Below are 17,541 nucleotides of genomic sequence, written 5' to 3' on the forward strand. Positions count from 1 at the left end.
TGCCCTATCGTCCCACCTTGCCGAACAGCGAGGCGATGGGGGCCAACACTATCGGGCGGGCGGCGAACCAGCCCCCGGCGATCACCAGCAAGGAGGCGAAGAAGATCCAGAACCCGAGCCAGTTCACCGCATCCTGAGCACCGTACATGTGGTTCAGATTGCGCAGCGCACCGGTCGATAGGACGAGCGCGACATGCACGATAATGAACCCGACGAAGTAGAGCATGACGGGGAAGTGAATGGCTCTCGCCAATTCGATCGGACAAGCACTACTGAGCCGCTTCGCCTTCGCCGGCCACATTTCCGACATGCGGAACCCGGTTGCCGCCGCCAACGGCGCCGCGATGAAGATCGTAACGAAGTAGGCGAGCACCTGCAGGCTGTTGTAGTTGACCCAGCCGTTCTCGGTCGGCCAATCCAGCGAGAAGTACTGGAGGACGGCAGAGAGCGCGTTCGGGACGACATCCCAGCTCGTCGGCACTACCCGCATCCACTGGCCGGTGACAACTAGCAGCACCGCGAAGAGCGCGCTGTTGACCAACCACAGAATATCGAGCGACTGATGAAACCACAGGGTGATGCTGACCTTCTTGGGGTTCGTGCCCCAGCGCGGCGTCCAGGTTGCCGGTGGGCGGCTCTGTGTGCGCACCTGCCATCCCGACCGGATGATCAGCACCATCAAGAAGGCGTTGAAGAAGTGCTGCCAGGCGAGCCAGGCCGGCAGCCCAACCGGCGCACCGTGCGGGAGCTCGCTCTCGCCCGGGTACTGGGATAGGAAGCCCTGCACGGGTTCCAGCGTGACGAGCCACCGGGCGACGAGCACAAAGACGGCAAAAACCATGAGCAGCGCGGCGGTCAGAACGCCTGCCCGCAGGAGTCGACTGCGGCTTGACTTCTCGGATGCCGGCGCATTCGGCGTCGACGGCACGTTAAGGGTGCCCGCGGGTTGGGCAGGCACGGCGGCTGCCGCCGTCGGGTCACCGCCAGCTGCGGATGCGGCAGATACGGCGGGCGCAGTGCTGGCGGCACGTTCAGCAGCTGCCGCGGCGGCGTTCGGGCGCGGCATCCCCTGACGCCGGCCAGGAATCGCAGCACCCGCCTGAGCGGCACCGGCCGAGAATACTTTGGCCGGAGCCTCAAGCTGCGGCGCAACGGCCGCTGACTGTGAGGCGGGGGTAATCCCAGCGGCGGTTGTGCCGGCAGATGCCGCTGCGCCGGGGCGGGGCAGACCCTGCCTCCTGCCCGGCGGTGCTGGAGTCGCCGGGGCGGCAGGAGTCCCGGAATCCGGCCCCGTTGCCGGGGTCGGGGCCTGGGTAGTCTGCTCGGCGATGTTCGCCACCGCACCGAAACCGGCCCCGGCAGCCCTGGGAACGCGGGGAAGCCCCTGCCTCACCATCGCACTATCCCCGCTTCGCTTCGATCGCGGCAACCAACTGCGGCACCACAGTAAAAAGGTCGCCAACGACACCGAAGTCGGCGATCTCAAAGATCGGCGCGTCGGGGTCCTTGTTGATCGCGATGATCGTCTTGGCCGTCTGCATTCCGGCGCGGTGCTGAATGGCCCCGGAGATGCCGAGCGCGATGTAGAGCTGCGGAGCCACGGTCACACCGGTCTGGCCGACCTGGAACGACTGCGGCACATAGCCGGCATCGACGGCGGCCCGCGAGGCGCCGACGGCTCCGCCGAGTGCATCGGCCAGACCCTCGACGAGCGCGAAATTCTCGCCAGATCCGACACCGCGGCCGCCGGAGACCACCACGTCGGCTCCGCGCAGCTCCGGGCGCGACGACTCGACCGCTGTTTCCTGATAGGAGCTGACGACGGCGTCGGGAGCTCCGGATGCCGCGACCTCCAGCACCTGCACCGTGGCATCCTGTGCCGCTGCACGCACGCTCGACGAGCCCTGGCGCAGCGTGATCACAAGCGCCCCTGTGCTCGCGGCGGAGTCGACGGAATACGCGCCTCCGTAAACCGAGTGGTGGGCGATCACGCCCTCCTCATCGCGGGAGACTCCGACGGCGTCGACCGCCAGCGCCGAGCCGGAGCGTGCGGCGAACCGGGCAGCGGCATCCCGGCCCCGAATGGAATTCGATACCAGAACCGCCTCGGGGCCCACCGTCGCAGCGGCCGCGGCAAGCGCGTCCACCACCGGCGACACGACGGCTCTGGCGCATTGCGCCGACTCGGCGACAAGCACGTGAGCAGCGCCGAGCGCGGCGAGTTCAGCTCCCAGCAAAGCAGAGGTGCCGGGTGCGGTCACGGCAAGCACGACGGCGGTGCCGACGGCTGCTGCCGCCCCGATCACCTCGGCCGCGCTCGAATGGAGTTGACCCGACGGCGAGACGTCGACGAGCACGAGAACCGAGTTCGTGGGGTAGTCGGTCATGCTGAGCGTCCTTTGATGAGTTGGTTCCGGGCGAGGAAGTCTGCGATCTGCTGTCCGGCGTCGCCGTCGTCGGTGATTCGGGTGCCCGCGGTGCGTGCCGGGCGCTGCGCGACCGCGATGACAATGGACCGGGCGGCCGCGTTGTCAAGGGTGATGCCCAGCTCTGCCAGGCTCATGGTCTCGAAGGGCTTCTTCTTAGCGGCCATGATGCCCTTGAAGTTCGAGAAGCGGGCGTCGGGGAGCGCCTCGGTGATCGAGATGACGGCCGGGAGGGCAGCACTCGCCTCGAAGCTGCCCGCCTCGGTGTTGCATCGCCCGGCGACGGTGTGCTCGCTGAGCTCGACGGAGCTCAGGGAGCTCAACCCCGCGACGCCCAGCAGTTCGGCGAGCATGGAGGGGAGCACGCCGCCGCCACCGTCGGTGGAAATGTTGCCGGCGACGACGAGGTCGAAGCCGATGTGGCGGGCCACGGCTGCGATGGTTTCGGCGGTCAGTGTCAGGTCGGCTCCGAGCAGGGCGTCGTCTTCGACGTGCACGGCGCGATCTGCGCCCATAGCCAGGCCCTTCCGCAAGCTGGCCGGCAGAGTGCTGGCGGGCCCCACAGCGAGCAGGATCACCTCGGTGTCGGGGTGGGAGTCACGGTGGCTCAGCGCGACTTCAAGCGCGCGCTCGGTGATCTCGTCGAGTACTGGCTCGCTCGCTGACCGGTTCAGAAGACCCGTCTCCAGATCCAGGGTGCGATCACCCCAGGTGTCCGGCACTTCTTTCATCAGAACGATTACTCTCATCATTTACCCTCTCCGATTCGTCGACGCATCCGCGTCGATGGCCGTCACGATCTCGGTCAGAGCGCGGCGGATGTCGCCACGGTCGTATCCGAGGCGTTCGACCTCGACCGGCTCTGGTTCATAACTCATGGTGTTGCCCCGGCCCTGCACAATGAAACGGTCCGGCTGGAACGGGTGCTCCTCATCGCGGACCTCGAGCGGATCAGTGCGGCCGGCGACCTCGGCGAGCATCCCGAAGTACTCGGCGTAGCTGAGGTTCTCGTCGCCGACGAGGTATGCCCGGCCCGGCTCCCCTGCGGTGAGCGCACCGCCGATCGCCTGGGCCAGCGAGCGCGCCGACATGTAGTTCGTTCCCCCGCGGGGGGCGAAGACCGGTACCTCGGGCATTTGCCCGCGCACCCACTGCACCATGCGGCCGAAGCGCCGTTGCACCCGACCGGGTATCGAGCCGACGATGGGCGGCGGGTTGAGCGTGATGACGGCGAAGCCGCCGTCACTCAGCGCCCGGGAGCGCTCATCGGCGAGTCGACGGGACTCGACGTACGGCGACCCGCCCGCAAAACTCGGGTCGAACTGGTGATAGCAACTGCCCACCTGCACCACGCGCCCCACACCCGCCCGCTTGGCCGTTGCCACAAAGTTGGGAACGCCGTCGCTCTGCACGCTCGACCAGAACCGGTCCGATTCGTCAGTGACGGCGACGTGACGCACATCGTTTCCTGCCGCGAAGACAATCGAATCGAAACTGGCTAGATCGGACTCTGTGAACGTGCCCGCCGTGTAGTCACCTCGCAGGTGCTCGAATGCGGCAAGCTGTGGGTTATCCTTCACCCCGCTGCGCGAGGCAACAGCCACCGAATCACCTCGCTCAGACAGAAGCAGCGCGGCGTGCGCACCAATCAGACCCGTCCCCCCGACAACAAGCACGCGCTGGGCGGTCATCGGAACACCGCCAGACCCTCTGAGATTACTCTGCGTTCGCCCACCGAGGCTTCGAAGCGACCGCCGTCCCAGGTTCGCACCGCGAGCTCGTCTCCGGGGAAGACCACACCGGCGAAGCGGCCTGCGAACTCGACGAGGTCGGCCGGATGCGCGCCAGCGAGACGGGCCAGAGGAAGTGTTGCGGACGCCAATGAGGCGAGTCCGTGCAAAATCGGGCGGTCCTGACCGATGCGCTGTGCGGCCTGTGGATCGACGTGGATGTGGTGTCGGTCTCCAAGGAGACGGTACAGCGCCGCCTGATTGGGCATAGTTTGAACGTTCGCATGGCTGCTGGGTTCTTCAGTGGGCGCTGCCGGTCGGGCTGGGCCACGTTCGCCGCCGAAGCCGCCGAAGCCGGGGGCGAAGAGACTCCACGTCGCCTGAAAGTAGTCGCACTCGACGATGATGTTAAACACTGCGGCGCTACCCTTGTCCCACACTTCGCCTACACGCGCGTTGAGCAGGATCTCTCCCGTACGCGGCAGGGGTTTGGTGACAATCAGCTCCTGCGAACCGTGAACTGCCCGATTGTCGAAGGCGCCCTGCTGCGACAGCACATCGGGGGCCCACTGTGCCAGTGTCAGACCGAACGAGGGAAGAACGCGCAGGCGGTCTTCGAAGACAAGGTCGAGCTCACTGGCGGGGGCTCCGATGGCGAGTGCATAGAGAATGGCATCGGTCTCGGTGTATCCGACGGTGCGCTCACCGAGCGCTCGTCCGGCCCAAGCGCCTGCACTGTCGCCGGTCATGCGCCGTACACCGGCTCAGGAGTGGACGATTCCGCAAGCAACTGCTGGATCGCCACACCGGCGGCCGCGGCATCCCAGCGCCCCCCCGCATCGCGGGACGGACCATGGTTCCAGCCTTCCTCGATACAGATACGACCACCTTCGATCTCGATCACGCGGCCGGTCACAGCACCCGAAGAGTCACTGGCAAGCCAGGCGACGATGGGCGAGACATTGGCGGGGCTCATCGCGTCGAAGCCGATCTCGGGAATCGCCATGGCTTCGGCGAATGAGACTTCGGTCATGCGCGTGCGTGCCGAGGGGGCGATGGCGTTCACCGTCACGCCGTAACGACTGAGCTCATGTGCAGCGACCAAGGTAAGCCCTGCGATTCCCGCCTTCGCGGCCGAATAGCTTGACTGGCCGACACTGCCCTGCAGACCGGCACCCGATGAGGTGTTAATCACGCGGGCATCGGGCATCCTCCCGGCCTTGGTCTCGTTACGCCAGTACTCACTGGCGTGCCGCAGCGGTGCGAAGTGCCCCTTGAGATGCACGCGGATCACCGCGTCCCATTCCGCTTCCGTGGTGTTTACCAACATACGATCACGCACAAAGCCGGCGTTGTTCACCAGCACGTCCAGACGTCCGAAGGTGTCGATCGCCTGCTTGACCAGCCCGGCCGCCTGCTCAAAGTCGGCGACGTCGGCGCCGTTGGCCACAGCCTCCCCCCCTGATTCCCGGATCAGCGCAACGACCTCATGCGCGGGGCCCGAAGCCTCGACTACGCCAGCAAGGGTCGTGCCCAGATCGTTGACGACGACCTTCGCGCCCTGCCGTGCAAGCTCAAGAGCATGCTCCCGCCCCAGCCCACGGCCCGCCCCCGTCACGATGGCGACTCGCCCTTCACAGATGCCCTTCATATCGTTCCTTTTCCTTGAGTTCGCTGTTGCACATTCCCAGTGTACCTTCCACCAAGCAAATGCTAGGGTAAAAAGCAAAACGTTAGGTAGGTACTCAAATGGCAATCACATCGAAAATGCACCACGATGGCGTGCGTGTAGTCACCATGGACTATCCCCCGGTCAATGCGCTCCCCGTCGAGGGCTGGTTCGCGATCAGCAACGCCCTCAACGAAGCGGGCGCCGATCCGGGCACCCGGGCCGTCGTTCTGCGCGCGGAGGGCCGCGGATTTAACGCCGGCGTCGACATCAAGGAGATGCAGGCAACGGCGGGCTTCGGCGCCATCCTCGGCGCAAACCGCGGCTGCTACCTGGCCTTCAAGTCGATCTACGAGTGCGCCGTGCCCGTGATCGCCGCGGTGAACGGCTTCTGCCTCGGCGGCGGCGTCGGTCTGGCCGGCAGCGCAGACACGATCATCGCCAGCGATGACGCGTACTTCGGCGTTCCCGAGGTCGACCGCGGCGCACTCGGCGCCGCGACCCACCTTTCCCGCCTCGTGCCGGCGCACCTGCTGCGCACGATGTACTACACGAGCCGCACGATCACCGCTCAGCGCCTGGCCGAGCTGGGCAGCGTAGTCGAGGTCGTCGCCGTCGATCGGCTCGACGACGCGGCATTCGCCCTCGCGGACGAGATCGCATCGAAGGACACCCGGGTGGTGCGGGCCGCGAAGGAGGCCCTGAACTGTATCGATCCCATCGACGTCGTGAAGAGCTACCGTTTCGAGCAGGGCTTCACCTTCGAGCTCAACCTCGGTGGCGTCGCCGACGAACTGCGCGACGGCTTCGTCACCACCGAACCCTCCGTCGACCGGTGACCAGCAAGGTCATTGATGTCGAGGGCGTCATCGGGCAGTTCACCGATGGGATGACCATCGGCATCGGCGGCTGGGGGTCGCGGCGCAAGCCGATGGCCTTGGTGCGCGCCCTCGTGCGCTCGGAGGTGCGCGACCTCACCATTGTGAGCTTCGGCGGGCCGGATGTCGGCGTGCTCTGTGCAACCGGCCAGATCCGGCGAGTAGTTTACGGCTTCGTCACTCTCGACTCCATTGCGATCGAGCCGCACTTCGCCGCAGCCAGGCAGGCCGGCCGCGTCGAGGTCATCGAGCTCGATGAAGCCATGCTCGTCTCCGGCCTCCGGGCGGCTGGGCGGCGTCTCCCGTTCGAGGTGACCCGCTCCGGTCTCGGCTCGGACGCACTGGCAAGCAACCCGCAAATTCGCACGATCGCCTCGCCCTATGACGACACTGAGGTGCTCGTTGCCATGCCTGCCATCCCCCTTGACGTCGCCCTTCTGCACCTCAACCGCGCCGATGAACTTGGCAATGCGCAAAGCCTCGGCCCTGATCCGTACTTCGACGATCTGTTCGCCCGCGCCGCAGAACGCACCATCGTCAGCGCGGAATCCATCGTGTCAACGGCTGAACTCACCCGGGACACCCACCCCTCGACCCTGCTGCTAAACCGCACCATGGTCGATCACGTCCTCGAGTCCCCAGGAGGGGCGCACTTCACTTCCTGCCTGCCCGACTACGCACGCGATGAGTCGTTCCAGCGCGAGTACGTGCAGTCCGCTTCGTCACCCGAAGCCTGGCAGCATTTCCGGGCCCGCCATATCGATGTCTACGGCGCCAGCTCCCGCACGAACCGGGCGGTGGTCAATGAGTGACGTCTCCCGCGCTGAAGTCGCGATCACGGCGTGCAGCGATCTGTTCCGCGGACAGCGCGAGATCCTGGCTAGCCCGGCCGGTATTGTCCCGACTATCGGCATCCGCCTCGCACTTCTCACCCACGCCCCCGACCTGATGATCAGCGATGGGGAGTCGACGATCCTCGGCGACGTGCCAGCCATCGACCAGCCGAGCGCAGTCACCGCCGGCTACCTGCCGTATCGGGAGCTGTTTGAGCTGATTGCGACCGGGCGCCGCCACGTCGTGATGGGTGCCGCGCAACTTGACCGCATGGGCAATCAGAACTTGTCGGCCATCGGCGAGCACGGGAAGCCGAAGCGACAGCTCCTAGGCACCAGGGCCGCAGCCACCAACACCATCAACCACACGACGAGCTACTGGATCGCAAGGCACAGCCGCCGCAGCCTTGTCGAGAAGGTGGACTTCGTGACCGGCGTCGGCACCGATCGCGCCCGGGCGGCGGGCGCGGCTGCCCTCCGCTTCCACCGGCTGCACCAGGTCGTGACCAATCTCGGTGTCTTCGATTTTAGCGGCCCTGATGCCAGCATGGCGCTGGTGTCGCTGCACCCCGGCGTCAGCCTCGACGAGCTCAACGAGGCCACCGGCTTCCCCGTGCACACTGCGGGCGACATCAGCACGACCCGCCTCCCCGATGACCGCGAACTTCAGCTCATCCGCGAGGTTCTCGACCCACTGAAGCGCAGAGAACACGAGGTACCAGCATGAGCACCCAGAATCGGATACGAACCCGCCTCACCGAGCTCACCGGCATCGAGCACCCAATCGTACAGACTGGCATGGGCTGGGTAGCCGGACCCCGCCTGGTCACGGCGACAGCCGAGGCAGGAGCCCTTGGCATCCTCGCATCGGCGACGATGACCCTCTCCCAACTCGAGCACGCCATCGTCGAGGTAAAAACGCGCACAGACAAGCCATTCGGCGTCAACCTGCGCGCCGACGCTGCCGACGCCATGGACAGGGCCAATCTGCTGATCAAATACGGGGTCAAGGTTGCCTCATTCGCCTTGGCCCCCAAGCGCGAACTCATCGACAAACTCAAGGAGAATGGCGCGGTCGTAATCCCCTCCATCGGCGCCGTGCGCCACGCCGAGAAGGTTGCCGCCTGGGGGGCAGATGCCGTCATGATCCAAGGCGGAGAGGGAGGCGGCCACACCGGCGCCACGCCGACGACCCTGCTGCTGCCGACCGTTGTCGACGCCGTGGACCTCCCGGTCATCGCCGCCGGCGGATTCTTCGACGGCCGCGGGCTGGCCGCGGCCCTAGCGTACGGGGCCGCGGGCATCGGTATGGGCACCCGATTCCTGCTCACCAGCGACAGCGCGGTGCCAGAGGAGATCAAACAGCGCTACCTCGCTTTCGGGCTCGACGGCACGGTGGTCACCACGAAGGCCGACGGCATGCCGCATCGACTGCTGCGCACTGAGTTCGTCAATGGACTGGAAGCCGGTGGGCGACTGCGCCAGCTGCTGCCGACAATCCGCCGCTCGGTGCAGTTCAAGGAGCTCTCCGGCCAGGGCTGGTGGGAGTTCGCCAGGGACGGCCTGTCGATGAAGCGCAGCACCGGCAGAAGCTGGAGCCAGATGATGCTCGCGGCCAACACTCCAATGCTGCTAAAGGCCGGCCTTGTCGACGGCGACACCAGGGCAGGCATGCTGGCCGCCGGCCAAGTCGTCGGCGTCATCGACGAGCTGCCGTCGTGCGAGGAACTCGTCGATCGCATCATTGACGAAGCCGTCGTGCGGCTGAAGGCGGCAGCCGGAACCGTCGTCGCCTAGACGATATGAGGGTGCGGTCCGTATCCGCGGGGCGCGGTTTGGTCCTTCTGAAGTCCATTGTCGTCGGGCGGGTCCGGAACGCCGGCCATGCGTTGCTTTCCGGCCCCGGTGTTTTTCGTGGGGCGTTCCGGTCCCTTGACCCGACGGTGATGGCCTTTGTCAGAAGGACCAGGTGAGTGGCCACGGCCCGGCAGGCGGCCAGACTGCCACACTGGGTGGATCGGCCATCTGCCGGTGATAGGCGGGGGATCTCTGCAGACGGGATTTCGGCCGGCGCTGGTGTTGTCACGGGGTATTTGCCCGCAGGCAGGGGAGGCTTCGGTCCCGTTGCATAGGCTGGAACCTCCTATTCAAAGCGGTCGTGGGTTGCCAGCCGGATGTGATCCGGCAGGTAGAGCCACATTTGAATGTTGAAGGTTCCAGCTATGTTCGAGCGTACCGATATTGGTTTGGATGTGCACGCGCTCTCGGTTGCCGGGTGTGCGATCGACGGGGTCACCGGGGAGATTTTCCGGCGGCGCCTGACTCCGGATTTCGGGGAAATCCTCGCGTGGATTGTTTCTCTGCCGGGCCCGGTTAAGGCGGTCTATGAGGCTGGTCCGACCGGCTTCGGGCTGGCCCGGCATCTCCGCGCTGCGGGCATCGATTGCGTCATTGCGGCGCCCTCGAAACTGCAGCGCCCGTCAGGGGACCGCGTGAAGACCGATGCGAGGGATTCGATGCATTTGGCACGTTTGCTGCGCTTGGGCGAGATCACGGAAATCATGATTCCCGGCTTGGAGCAGGAGGCGGCCCGGGACCTGGTGAGGGCGCGGGAAGACGCGCGCGGGGATCTGATGCGTACCCGGCACCGGGTGTCCAAGCTCCTGCTGCGCCAGGGCATCGTCTATTCCGGGGGCACGACGTGGACGCACCAGCACGAGGCCTGGCTGAACCGGCAGAAGTTCGGCGCCGCGCCCCTGCAGCTGGCCTACGACGCCTCGTTGGAGGCCATGGCTGCGGTGGCGGACCGGCGGGACCGCCTCGACCAGGCCATCACGGAACTGGCGTATGACAGCCGATACACTCCGGTGGTCCGGTCGCTGGAGTGCCTGCGCGGGATTTCCACGCTGACCGCGTCCGGGCTCGCGGTGGAGATCGGTGACTGGGACCGGTTCACCGGCTCCACGATCGGCGCCTACCTGGGCCTGGTGCCGACCGAGCATTCCTCCGGCCAGTCACGGTCCCAGGGCTCCATCACCAAGACCGGCAATACCCACGCCCGCCGGCTGCTGGTCGAGGCGGCCTGGCACCACCGCCGGCCCTACCCGCACCCGTCCCAATATCTGCGTGCCCGGTGGGAACACGCCACGCCCGCGGCCAAGGCCAGGGGCCATGCCGGTAACCGCCGCCTCCACGAGAGGTGGCTGACTTACCTTGAGCGGAAGAAGCGGCCAGTCATCGCGAACGTCGCGATCGCCCGGGAACTGGCAGGATGGTGCTGGTCGCTGGCTACCGGAGCCACCAACGACAGGCACCACGGATGAAATTCCTCTGAGCCGCCGGCATGCCTTCACCGGGGCGTCATTGCAGCGCGTGGAGTAAACCCGCGTCAGTTCTATGAGCAGCCATTGAACGGCCACGCTCGATCTCTAGACCAGCGGTAACCTTCAGCCGAACACTTCGTCCTGCGGTAATCAACCCGCGAATATCAGTCTGACCGCGCCGTCGCCAACGACACGCTGAACACCACCGGACAGGCACACCGGCCCATGAGGAACCACGGCAAACCAGGCCATGGAACCCCAAACGGAAGCCGGTCCCGGACACCCAGCCCGGAACCGGCTTCCGCCATGCCTCTTGACAAACCACAACTACATATCAGTACTACAGTCGCGTTTAATTGAGCTGCATCGGCGGTTTAATCGGTCTTAATCGGACTTTCCATCCGGGGCCTGTTAATCGTTGGTGGTGAGTGATGATATTTGTGTGGCGGACGTAGAAGAGTGGGCCGAAGGCCTGGAAGAAATCGGCGATCTTATTGGGCCGCGGTTTGTCCGGTCCGAACCGCGGCGGAATGCTGTTGGGTATGTGCGCGGGCTGCTGTCGGATGAGGAACGCAAAAACTCCTGGACGCTGTCTGAACGTGCCGGGCACGGCACCCCGGATGGCATGCAGCGCCTGCTTTCGACCACCGACTGGGACCCGGATGCTGTGCGGGATGACCTGTTCACCTACGTCAACCGCCATCTGGGCGATCCCGACGGGATCCTGATCATCGACGAGACCGGATTCCTCAAGAAAGGCGGCGCCTCGGCCGGGGTCGCACGCCAGTATTCGGGCACCGCCGGGGCTTGTATTTCAATTAGTGCTTGCTTAGGGGCCCACTGATTATTTAGTTGGTGTGTTGCGGTTTTTGAGGGTGTAGTTCCATTCGGGGTGCCATTCATGCCTGGTGAGGGCGCCGGTGTCCTGCAGTGAAGCCATTTGCTCGTCGGGTATTTTCACGCCGGTGGGATAGGTGCCGGTGTCCAGTTCGGCCTGGACGGTGAGTCCGGTTTTAGTGGTGGTCGCGGCGATGGAGTTGACGATGACTTCGTGGCTTGTCAGCGGCCGGCCGCGCCAGTTCATGGAGATGTGGGAGAAGAGTTTGTGCTCGATCTTGTTCCATTTGCTGGTGCCCGGGGGCAGGTGGCAGACGGTGATCTCCAGGCCCGTTTCGGCGGCCAGTGCGGCGAGTTCGGTCTTCCAGAGCCGGGTCCGGTAGCCGTTGGAGCCGCCTCCGTCGGCGGTGATCAGCATCCGGTTGGCACTTGGGTGGGTGGTGTGGCCGGTGGTGTTCCACCAGGAGCGGATGGTGTTCACGGCGAAAGCTGCGGTGTCGTGGTCCGTGCCCACCGACACCCACCCGGTGTTGGTGCCCACGTCATAGACGCCGTAGGGGTTGGCCTTGCCTTTTTCTTTGTCGATGAAGTCGTGGACCTTGACCTGTTCGGGGTCTCCGGCGGGGCGCCATTCGGTGCCTTTGTTTTTGTACTCGCCGACGAGTTCCTTTTTCTTGGTGTCCACGGAAATGACCGGCTGGTTGTCTTCGAGGTGGTCGGAGGCTTGGGCGTTGAGGTAGGCGAATTGCTGATCCCTGTCCGGGTGCTGCCCGCCCTCGAGGGTCTTGGCGTTTCCCTGCAGGCTGAAGCCATTGTCCTTGAGCAGTTTCGCCACGCTCTCCGCTCCCACCCGGTGTCCTTGTCCGGTGAGCTCGGTGGCCAGCTTCGCCGTTGAGAGAGTCGTCCATGACAATGGGGATTCGGGGTCCCCGCGGCGGGTTGGTTCCACCAGCGCCAGCAACGCCGGGACCAGTCCGGGGTTCTTCTCGGTCAGGGTCTTGCGGCCAGCCCCGGGCTTGCGGATGCCCGGAAGCGGGGCGGTGCCGGCTTCCAGCTCGTTGACGCCCTGCTGGACCCTTGAGCGAGCGGCGCCCGAGGCCCGGGCCACCGCGGCGATCCCGCCATGGCCCAGGGACCGGGCCTCGGCCGCCAGCAGTAGCCGCGTGGCCCGTTCATCGAGGTGGGGCAGGATCGTGTCGAACTTTGCACGCAGTGAGTCGACAACCTCAGCGGAAATGGGCATACACCATTGTCTCACTCAAAGGTCAATTAGTCGTAGTTATTTATGGGCGTGCCCTTAGGTGGAGTTGGTGGGAGGGTGGAGCATGACTGTGTGTCCGCCCGTTGCCGTGTTACGGGCAAAGTTCGATCGGATCCTGCCGCATCTTGATGAACGCCGCCGTCGGCTCTACCTGGCCAGCGAGTCTGCGGCCCTCGGCCACGGCGGCATCACGCTGGTGGCTGCTGCTTCCGGAGCCAGCATCGCCACCGTCACTCGGGGCGTCACTGAACTGGCCGGAGACCTGGTGCCGACGAGCAGGGTCCGGGCTCCGGGAGCCGGCCGTAAGCCGTTGACGGTCACCGACCCCGGTCTGCTGCCAGCGCTGGAGTCGTTGATTGAGCCGCACACCCGTGGTGATCCTGTCTCCCCGTTGCGATGGACCACCCTGTCGCTGCGCACCCTCGCCTCGACCCTCACGTCACAGGGCCACCGGGTCAGCGCCGCAACCGTTGGGCGCCTGCTGCATAAGCTGGGCTACAGCCTGCAGGGCACCGTCAAGACCACCGAAGGTGCCGACCACCTGGATCGCGATGCCCAGTTCGCCCATCTGAACGCTACGGCCACCGCCTTCCTCGACGAGGGGCAGCCGGTGATCAGTGTTGACACCAAGGCCAAGGAATGGCTCGGCAACCGTGACCGGCCCGGCCGCACCTGGCGGCCGGGCAAGGACCCGATCAGGGTCGACTGCCACACCTTCACCACCAGCGGCCAGTCGGTGGCCATTCCCTACGGGATCTATGACATCGCCACCAACACCGGCTGGGTCAACGTCGGGACTGACCATGACACCGCCGAGTTCGCGGTGGAATCCATACGCCGCTGGTGGCAGCGCTGTGGACGGGCCGATCACCCGGACGCCACCTGCTTGCTGATCACCGCCGACGCCGGCGGTTCCAACGATCCCCGCCGCTGGACCTGGAAGAAACACCTGGCCGCCTTCGCCGTCGCGAGCGGGCTGGAGATCACGGTCTGCCACTTTCCGCCTGGCACGTCGAAATGGAACAAAATCGAACACCGGATGTTCTGCCACATCACCGCGAGCTGGCGGGGCCGGCCGCTGACCAGCTACCAGGTCGTCATCGAAACCATCGCAGCGACGACCACCCGGGGAGGGTTAAGCATCGGGGCCGAGCTGGATACCGGCAGCTACTGCCTGGGCACCACCGTATCCGCCGCCGAGTTCAACGCCCTGCCGATTACACCCAATGCGTTCCATGGCGACTGGAACTACGCCGTGGCCCCCGTTCCTCCCCGAGTCCCGGAAGTGCCGGCGACCATCCGGCGGATCGACCCCGCCCTAACCACGATGCTCAGCGATCCGGCCCTGACCGGCATGCCACGGGCTAACTTAGAACGCCTGGCGCCAGCCTCGGAGCCGTACTGGGATGCCCTGGCCGAGGCGGCCTTTCAGCGGCGCTTCCATCGCCCGCGCAGCTACCTCCACCCGCAGACCAGCAGCCTGGACCACTACCACCGGCCTCCTGACGGCGCTGTTACGCCGCCGCAGGGCGATCACCAGCACCTTATTGGCCCAACTGCTGGGGGTCGGCCGCACCAACCTTTCCAACCAGTTCCAGGACGGGCACCGCCTTCTGGACCTGCACCGCGTCGCCGTCACACCAATGCCCGGATCGCCCGCCCGCACCCTGGAACAGCCAGCCGCAGGAACAAGCAAGCAACACAGTCAATTGCGATACGAAAGGCAGCTCCATGGGAGACCATGCAGATTGGAAGGATTTTGCCGACCAGCAGGTCCAGGTTCAGAAAGAAAGCCGAACTATCCGGACCGGATATGTCAGGGACGTAGCTGTCACTGGAGATGCCCTCTGGCTGGAAACCTACGTCGTCGAACATCGAACCCTGTGTGAAAATCGCAGGGCTACGCCGGCTTACCCATCCGTCCCTGCGAGGGGAGCTGGTTATGAACGTGCAAGATGCGGAATCCGTAGAAATCAAGGTCGCGACAGGGCCTCTATGGACCGCTGCATCACTGCGGCGGTCGAGCGGTTGATCGAGAGCGCCAGGCGACAAGGGACGCACGGCATCCTGTGACCAGGCTCGGAGACGCGGACTTAATCGTCGACCTCAGCCATACTGTCCCATTTGGCTATACGGAGGAACTGGATGTCCGACGCCTAACCGCCTGACAGTCTGCGGATGCCTGTTCCTGCGCTTCCAGCCGTTCGGCCCAAAGGGTCTCTTGGGATACTGGTCGCCATGCCATGACGGGTCTTCGCCCCCGCTGCAATAACGCCTCGCCAAGGGCATCCCAGGCTGCGAGCCTCACATAGAGTGGCTCCCTGAACCAATACATCACGACGTAATCAACGCCCGAGGTTGGGCATCGCCGTCAAACTCCATATCCACCGTCGACATCGAGCTTCTGACCGGAAATGAATCCGGCAGCAGGTGAAGCAAGGAACACGACAGCCTCAGCGACGTCAGCGGCGTATCCAAACCGGCCCAGCGGGATGTTCGACCTCGCGACCACGAGCGCGCGCTCATCGAGGTCGCCCGAAGCCATCAGACGCGCTGACATCCCTTCGTGGAGCATACCCGGCCCGACGCAGTTGACCCGGATTCCGAATCGTCCCTCTTCGACGGCGAGTGCTCGCGCGAGGGCCTCAACCCCGCCCTTCGGTGCCGCTGACAAACCGTCCCGCACCGGATAGCGACGAGTGGCAGCAGATGTTATTACTACGATTGATCCGGACGACGCCCGCAGCGCAGGAAGTGTCGCATGCGCGATGGTAAAGAACCCGACGAGATCGTCCCTGACCTGATTCGCGAAGGCCTCAGGCGATACCTTTGACAGATGGATCATAGGCACATGGGGACCGGCCGAGTGGACGAGTGTGTGGATCGCGCCATGCCGTTCGGTCAACTTCGTGACTAGCCGTTGTGTTGCGTCTGGATCGGTCACGTCTAGGCGATGGGCTTCGACCGCTGAACCCAGTTCCTCAAGAAGCTGTACAGGATCCCTGGCCCTGTACGTAAAGGCGACCTGCGCACCGCTTTTGCATAGTCGGCGCACGACCTCCGCTCCTATCCCACCCGACCCGCCGGTCACCAATGCGACTCCATTCAACTGAGTGAATGCACTCATTAACCCTCCCGACCTAATCGTCCTGAACGCGTCACGGTATCACTGGTGAGTCCTCAAAACAAGCGCTTGGTAGGGATGGTTGATGAGCTAGTAATTGTGATACAGTTCTCAAACTAACAATCGCTTGGTCAAGAAAACCTGACCGAGTTCAGTGCCTCATCTTCAAGGGAGAAGAGTCGTGCAAAATAGGCTATCCATATTTGCAGCCAGTGCCGCGGCAGTCACATTGGCCCTAAGCGGCTGCGGGGCAGCCAGCGGTTCGGACACCTCAGGTTCCGGTAGTGCCAAACCATATCGGGTCCTGGTTCTCGGAGGCATAAGTGCGCAGGGGGCCCTCGCGACAAACGCGGCTACCTCAGTGCTGAGTGCTCAGGCCGGTGCGAAGGCGATCAATGCCGAAGGCGGAATTCTCGGCCGTCAGGTGGAGGTTACTGTTGCCGATGACCAAGCTGACCCGACAGTAGCGGTCACCAAGGTTCAGGAGGCACTAAACTCCTCCACGCCACCGGACGTGGTGCTCAACTCGGGACCCTCCACCGTTGCTTCCGCAACCCTCCCCCTGATCAGCCAGGCCGGCATCCTTTCGTTCAACATCGGACCGATCGCGAATTCAGCCGATCCCTCACAGATGCCTCTTAACTTCGATCTGTCCCCCGGACCAACCGACTACCTGAAAGGATACGTCGGCTATCTGAAGGACAAGGGATACAAGAGCGTCGGGATTCTGCACGGCAGCAGCTCCTACGGTGAGCTCTTCGGCAAGCTCACGCAGGAAACGCTGACCAGCAACGGGTTCACGGTCACCGACAACGAGGCTTACGACGTTGCGGCGCTGGACATGACGCCGCAGCTCTCCGCGATCCAGGCCAGTAAACCGGATGCACTCGTCGTCGATGCATATGGTGCGCCGATTGGATACGTATTGCAGGGGATCGACAAACTTGGTTGGAACGTGCCCATTGTCGCCAACAACTCCGTGGCGGCGTCGCCAATTGTTGGAAAGCTCCCACCGGATGGCGTGGTTGGTACCCCCCAGGTGGCTAACCTCGCTATGGAGGTCTTCAACAGCACGAAATATGATCCCTCTGCGACCGGCGTCAACGATGCCGTCAAGACAATGCTCTCGATCGGGCCCATCAAGGCATCGCTTATCCTCGCTTATAACTACGATGCGTTCCAGTTGATCAATGCGGCCGCCAAGAAAACGGGCAGCCTGGACGACCCTAAAGCCATCGCAAAGGCACTTGAGGACCCCTCGGTGACCGAAGGTGCAAAGACGGTCATCCTGAAGAGGTACGGGTTTACTCCTCAGTCGCACAGCCCGAATGTCGACGCGGACGAGTTCCAGTTTATCAAGTCATCAGAGCTGAAGAACGGCCAGTACCAGTAAGCAGTATGCGAGCATACGGCAGCGTTCGGACCCGTCCGCAGACGAGGTCCGGACGCTGCGCCGCGTA

The 17,541-nt window shown here is 64.6% G+C and carries 13 protein-coding genes and 3 pseudogenes; 8 read left to right on the forward strand and 8 right to left on the reverse strand.

The window, feature by feature from the left end; all coding sequences use genetic code 11:
* Positions 1 to 4: 4 nt before the first annotated feature.
* The 6 genes from ACQCSZ_RS16515 to ACQCSZ_RS16540 form a co-directional block, all read right to left on the reverse strand.
* Complete coding sequence (locus ACQCSZ_RS16515; protein WP_427004791.1) at positions 5 to 1,066, reverse strand: cytochrome b/b6 domain-containing protein; 1,062 nt, start codon at positions 1,064 to 1,066, stop codon at positions 5 to 7.
* A gap of 334 nt (positions 1,067 to 1,400) precedes the next feature.
* Entirely contained in the window at positions 1,401 to 2,387 is a 987-nt protein-coding gene (locus ACQCSZ_RS16520) for an electron transfer flavoprotein subunit alpha/FixB family protein (protein ID WP_427004792.1), read from the reverse strand.
* Positions 2,384 to 3,175: an electron transfer flavoprotein subunit beta/FixA family protein gene (locus ACQCSZ_RS16525; protein ID WP_427008368.1), complete on the reverse strand. Its 792-nt coding sequence runs from the start codon at positions 3,173 to 3,175 to the stop codon at positions 2,384 to 2,386. Before ACQCSZ_RS16525 ends, ACQCSZ_RS16520 begins: the two co-directional genes overlap by 4 nt.
* A gap of 3 nt (positions 3,176 to 3,178) precedes the next feature.
* Complete coding sequence (locus ACQCSZ_RS16530) at positions 3,179 to 4,117, reverse strand: NAD-dependent epimerase/dehydratase family protein (protein WP_427004793.1); 939 nt, start codon at positions 4,115 to 4,117, stop codon at positions 3,179 to 3,181.
* Positions 4,114 to 4,905: a MaoC/PaaZ C-terminal domain-containing protein gene (locus tag ACQCSZ_RS16535; protein ID WP_427004794.1), complete on the reverse strand. Its 792-nt coding sequence runs from the start codon at positions 4,903 to 4,905 to the stop codon at positions 4,114 to 4,116. Before ACQCSZ_RS16535 ends, ACQCSZ_RS16530 begins: the two co-directional genes overlap by 4 nt.
* Positions 4,902 to 5,807, reverse strand: a complete 906-nt coding sequence (locus ACQCSZ_RS16540) for an SDR family oxidoreductase (RefSeq protein ID WP_427004795.1) — start codon at positions 5,805 to 5,807, stop codon at positions 4,902 to 4,904. The genes ACQCSZ_RS16535 and ACQCSZ_RS16540 overlap by 4 nt, the downstream gene beginning before the upstream one ends.
* Positions 5,808 to 5,905: 98 nt before the next feature.
* Between ACQCSZ_RS16540 and ACQCSZ_RS16545 the strand changes: the two genes are divergently transcribed.
* The 6 genes and pseudogenes from ACQCSZ_RS16545 to ACQCSZ_RS16570 form a co-directional block, all read left to right on the forward strand.
* Positions 5,906 to 6,664, forward strand: coding sequence for an enoyl-CoA hydratase family protein (locus tag ACQCSZ_RS16545; protein WP_427004796.1), 759 nt, complete (start codon positions 5,906 to 5,908; stop codon positions 6,662 to 6,664).
* The gene (locus tag ACQCSZ_RS16550) at positions 6,661 to 7,515 is read left to right on the forward strand and encodes a CoA transferase subunit A (RefSeq protein WP_427004797.1); all 855 of its coding nucleotides are present in this window, start codon (positions 6,661 to 6,663) and stop codon (positions 7,513 to 7,515) included. Before ACQCSZ_RS16545 ends, ACQCSZ_RS16550 begins: the two co-directional genes overlap by 4 nt.
* Positions 7,508 to 8,263, forward strand: coding sequence for a CoA-transferase subunit beta (locus tag ACQCSZ_RS16555; RefSeq protein ID WP_427004798.1), 756 nt, complete (start codon positions 7,508 to 7,510; stop codon positions 8,261 to 8,263). The genes ACQCSZ_RS16550 and ACQCSZ_RS16555 overlap by 8 nt, the downstream gene beginning before the upstream one ends.
* Positions 8,260 to 9,333: an NAD(P)H-dependent flavin oxidoreductase gene (locus ACQCSZ_RS16560; RefSeq protein ID WP_427004799.1), complete on the forward strand. Its 1,074-nt coding sequence runs from the start codon at positions 8,260 to 8,262 to the stop codon at positions 9,331 to 9,333. Before ACQCSZ_RS16555 ends, ACQCSZ_RS16560 begins: the two co-directional genes overlap by 4 nt.
* Before the next feature lie 425 nt (positions 9,334 to 9,758).
* Positions 9,759 to 10,859, forward strand: a complete 1,101-nt coding sequence (locus tag ACQCSZ_RS16565; protein ID WP_427004800.1) for an IS110 family transposase — start codon at positions 9,759 to 9,761, stop codon at positions 10,857 to 10,859.
* Positions 10,860 to 11,301: 442 nt separating this feature from the next.
* Positions 11,302 to 11,664: pseudogene (locus ACQCSZ_RS16570) on the forward strand (transposase); the annotation flags it as partial.
* A 63-nt stretch (positions 11,665 to 11,727) separates the two neighbouring features.
* Here the strand turns inward: ACQCSZ_RS16570 and ACQCSZ_RS16575 are convergent.
* Positions 11,728 to 12,939, reverse strand: a pseudogene (locus tag ACQCSZ_RS16575) (ISAzo13 family transposase); the annotation flags it as partial.
* Between the two features lie 82 nt (positions 12,940 to 13,021).
* On the opposite strand from ACQCSZ_RS16575, the pseudogene ACQCSZ_RS16580 reads away from it, so the two are divergent.
* Positions 13,022 to 14,647: pseudogene (locus tag ACQCSZ_RS16580) on the forward strand (ISAzo13 family transposase); the annotation flags it as partial.
* 681 nt (positions 14,648 to 15,328) lie between these two features.
* Here the strand turns inward: ACQCSZ_RS16580 and ACQCSZ_RS16585 are convergent.
* A complete protein-coding gene (locus tag ACQCSZ_RS16585; protein WP_427004801.1) occupies positions 15,329 to 16,084 on the reverse strand; it encodes an SDR family NAD(P)-dependent oxidoreductase in 756 nt (251 codons plus the stop codon).
* Positions 16,085 to 16,262: 178 nt separating this feature from the next.
* Here ACQCSZ_RS16585 and ACQCSZ_RS16590 point away from each other — a divergent pair, with 178 nt between their 5' ends.
* Positions 16,263 to 17,474, forward strand: a complete 1,212-nt coding sequence (locus tag ACQCSZ_RS16590) for an ABC transporter substrate-binding protein (RefSeq protein WP_427004802.1) — start codon at positions 16,263 to 16,265, stop codon at positions 17,472 to 17,474.
* The last annotated feature ends 67 nt before the right edge of the window (positions 17,475 to 17,541 follow it).

It is taken from the genome of Pseudarthrobacter sp. H2, from assembly GCF_050157045.1.
GTDB lineage: Bacteria > Actinomycetota > Actinomycetes > Actinomycetales > Micrococcaceae > Arthrobacter.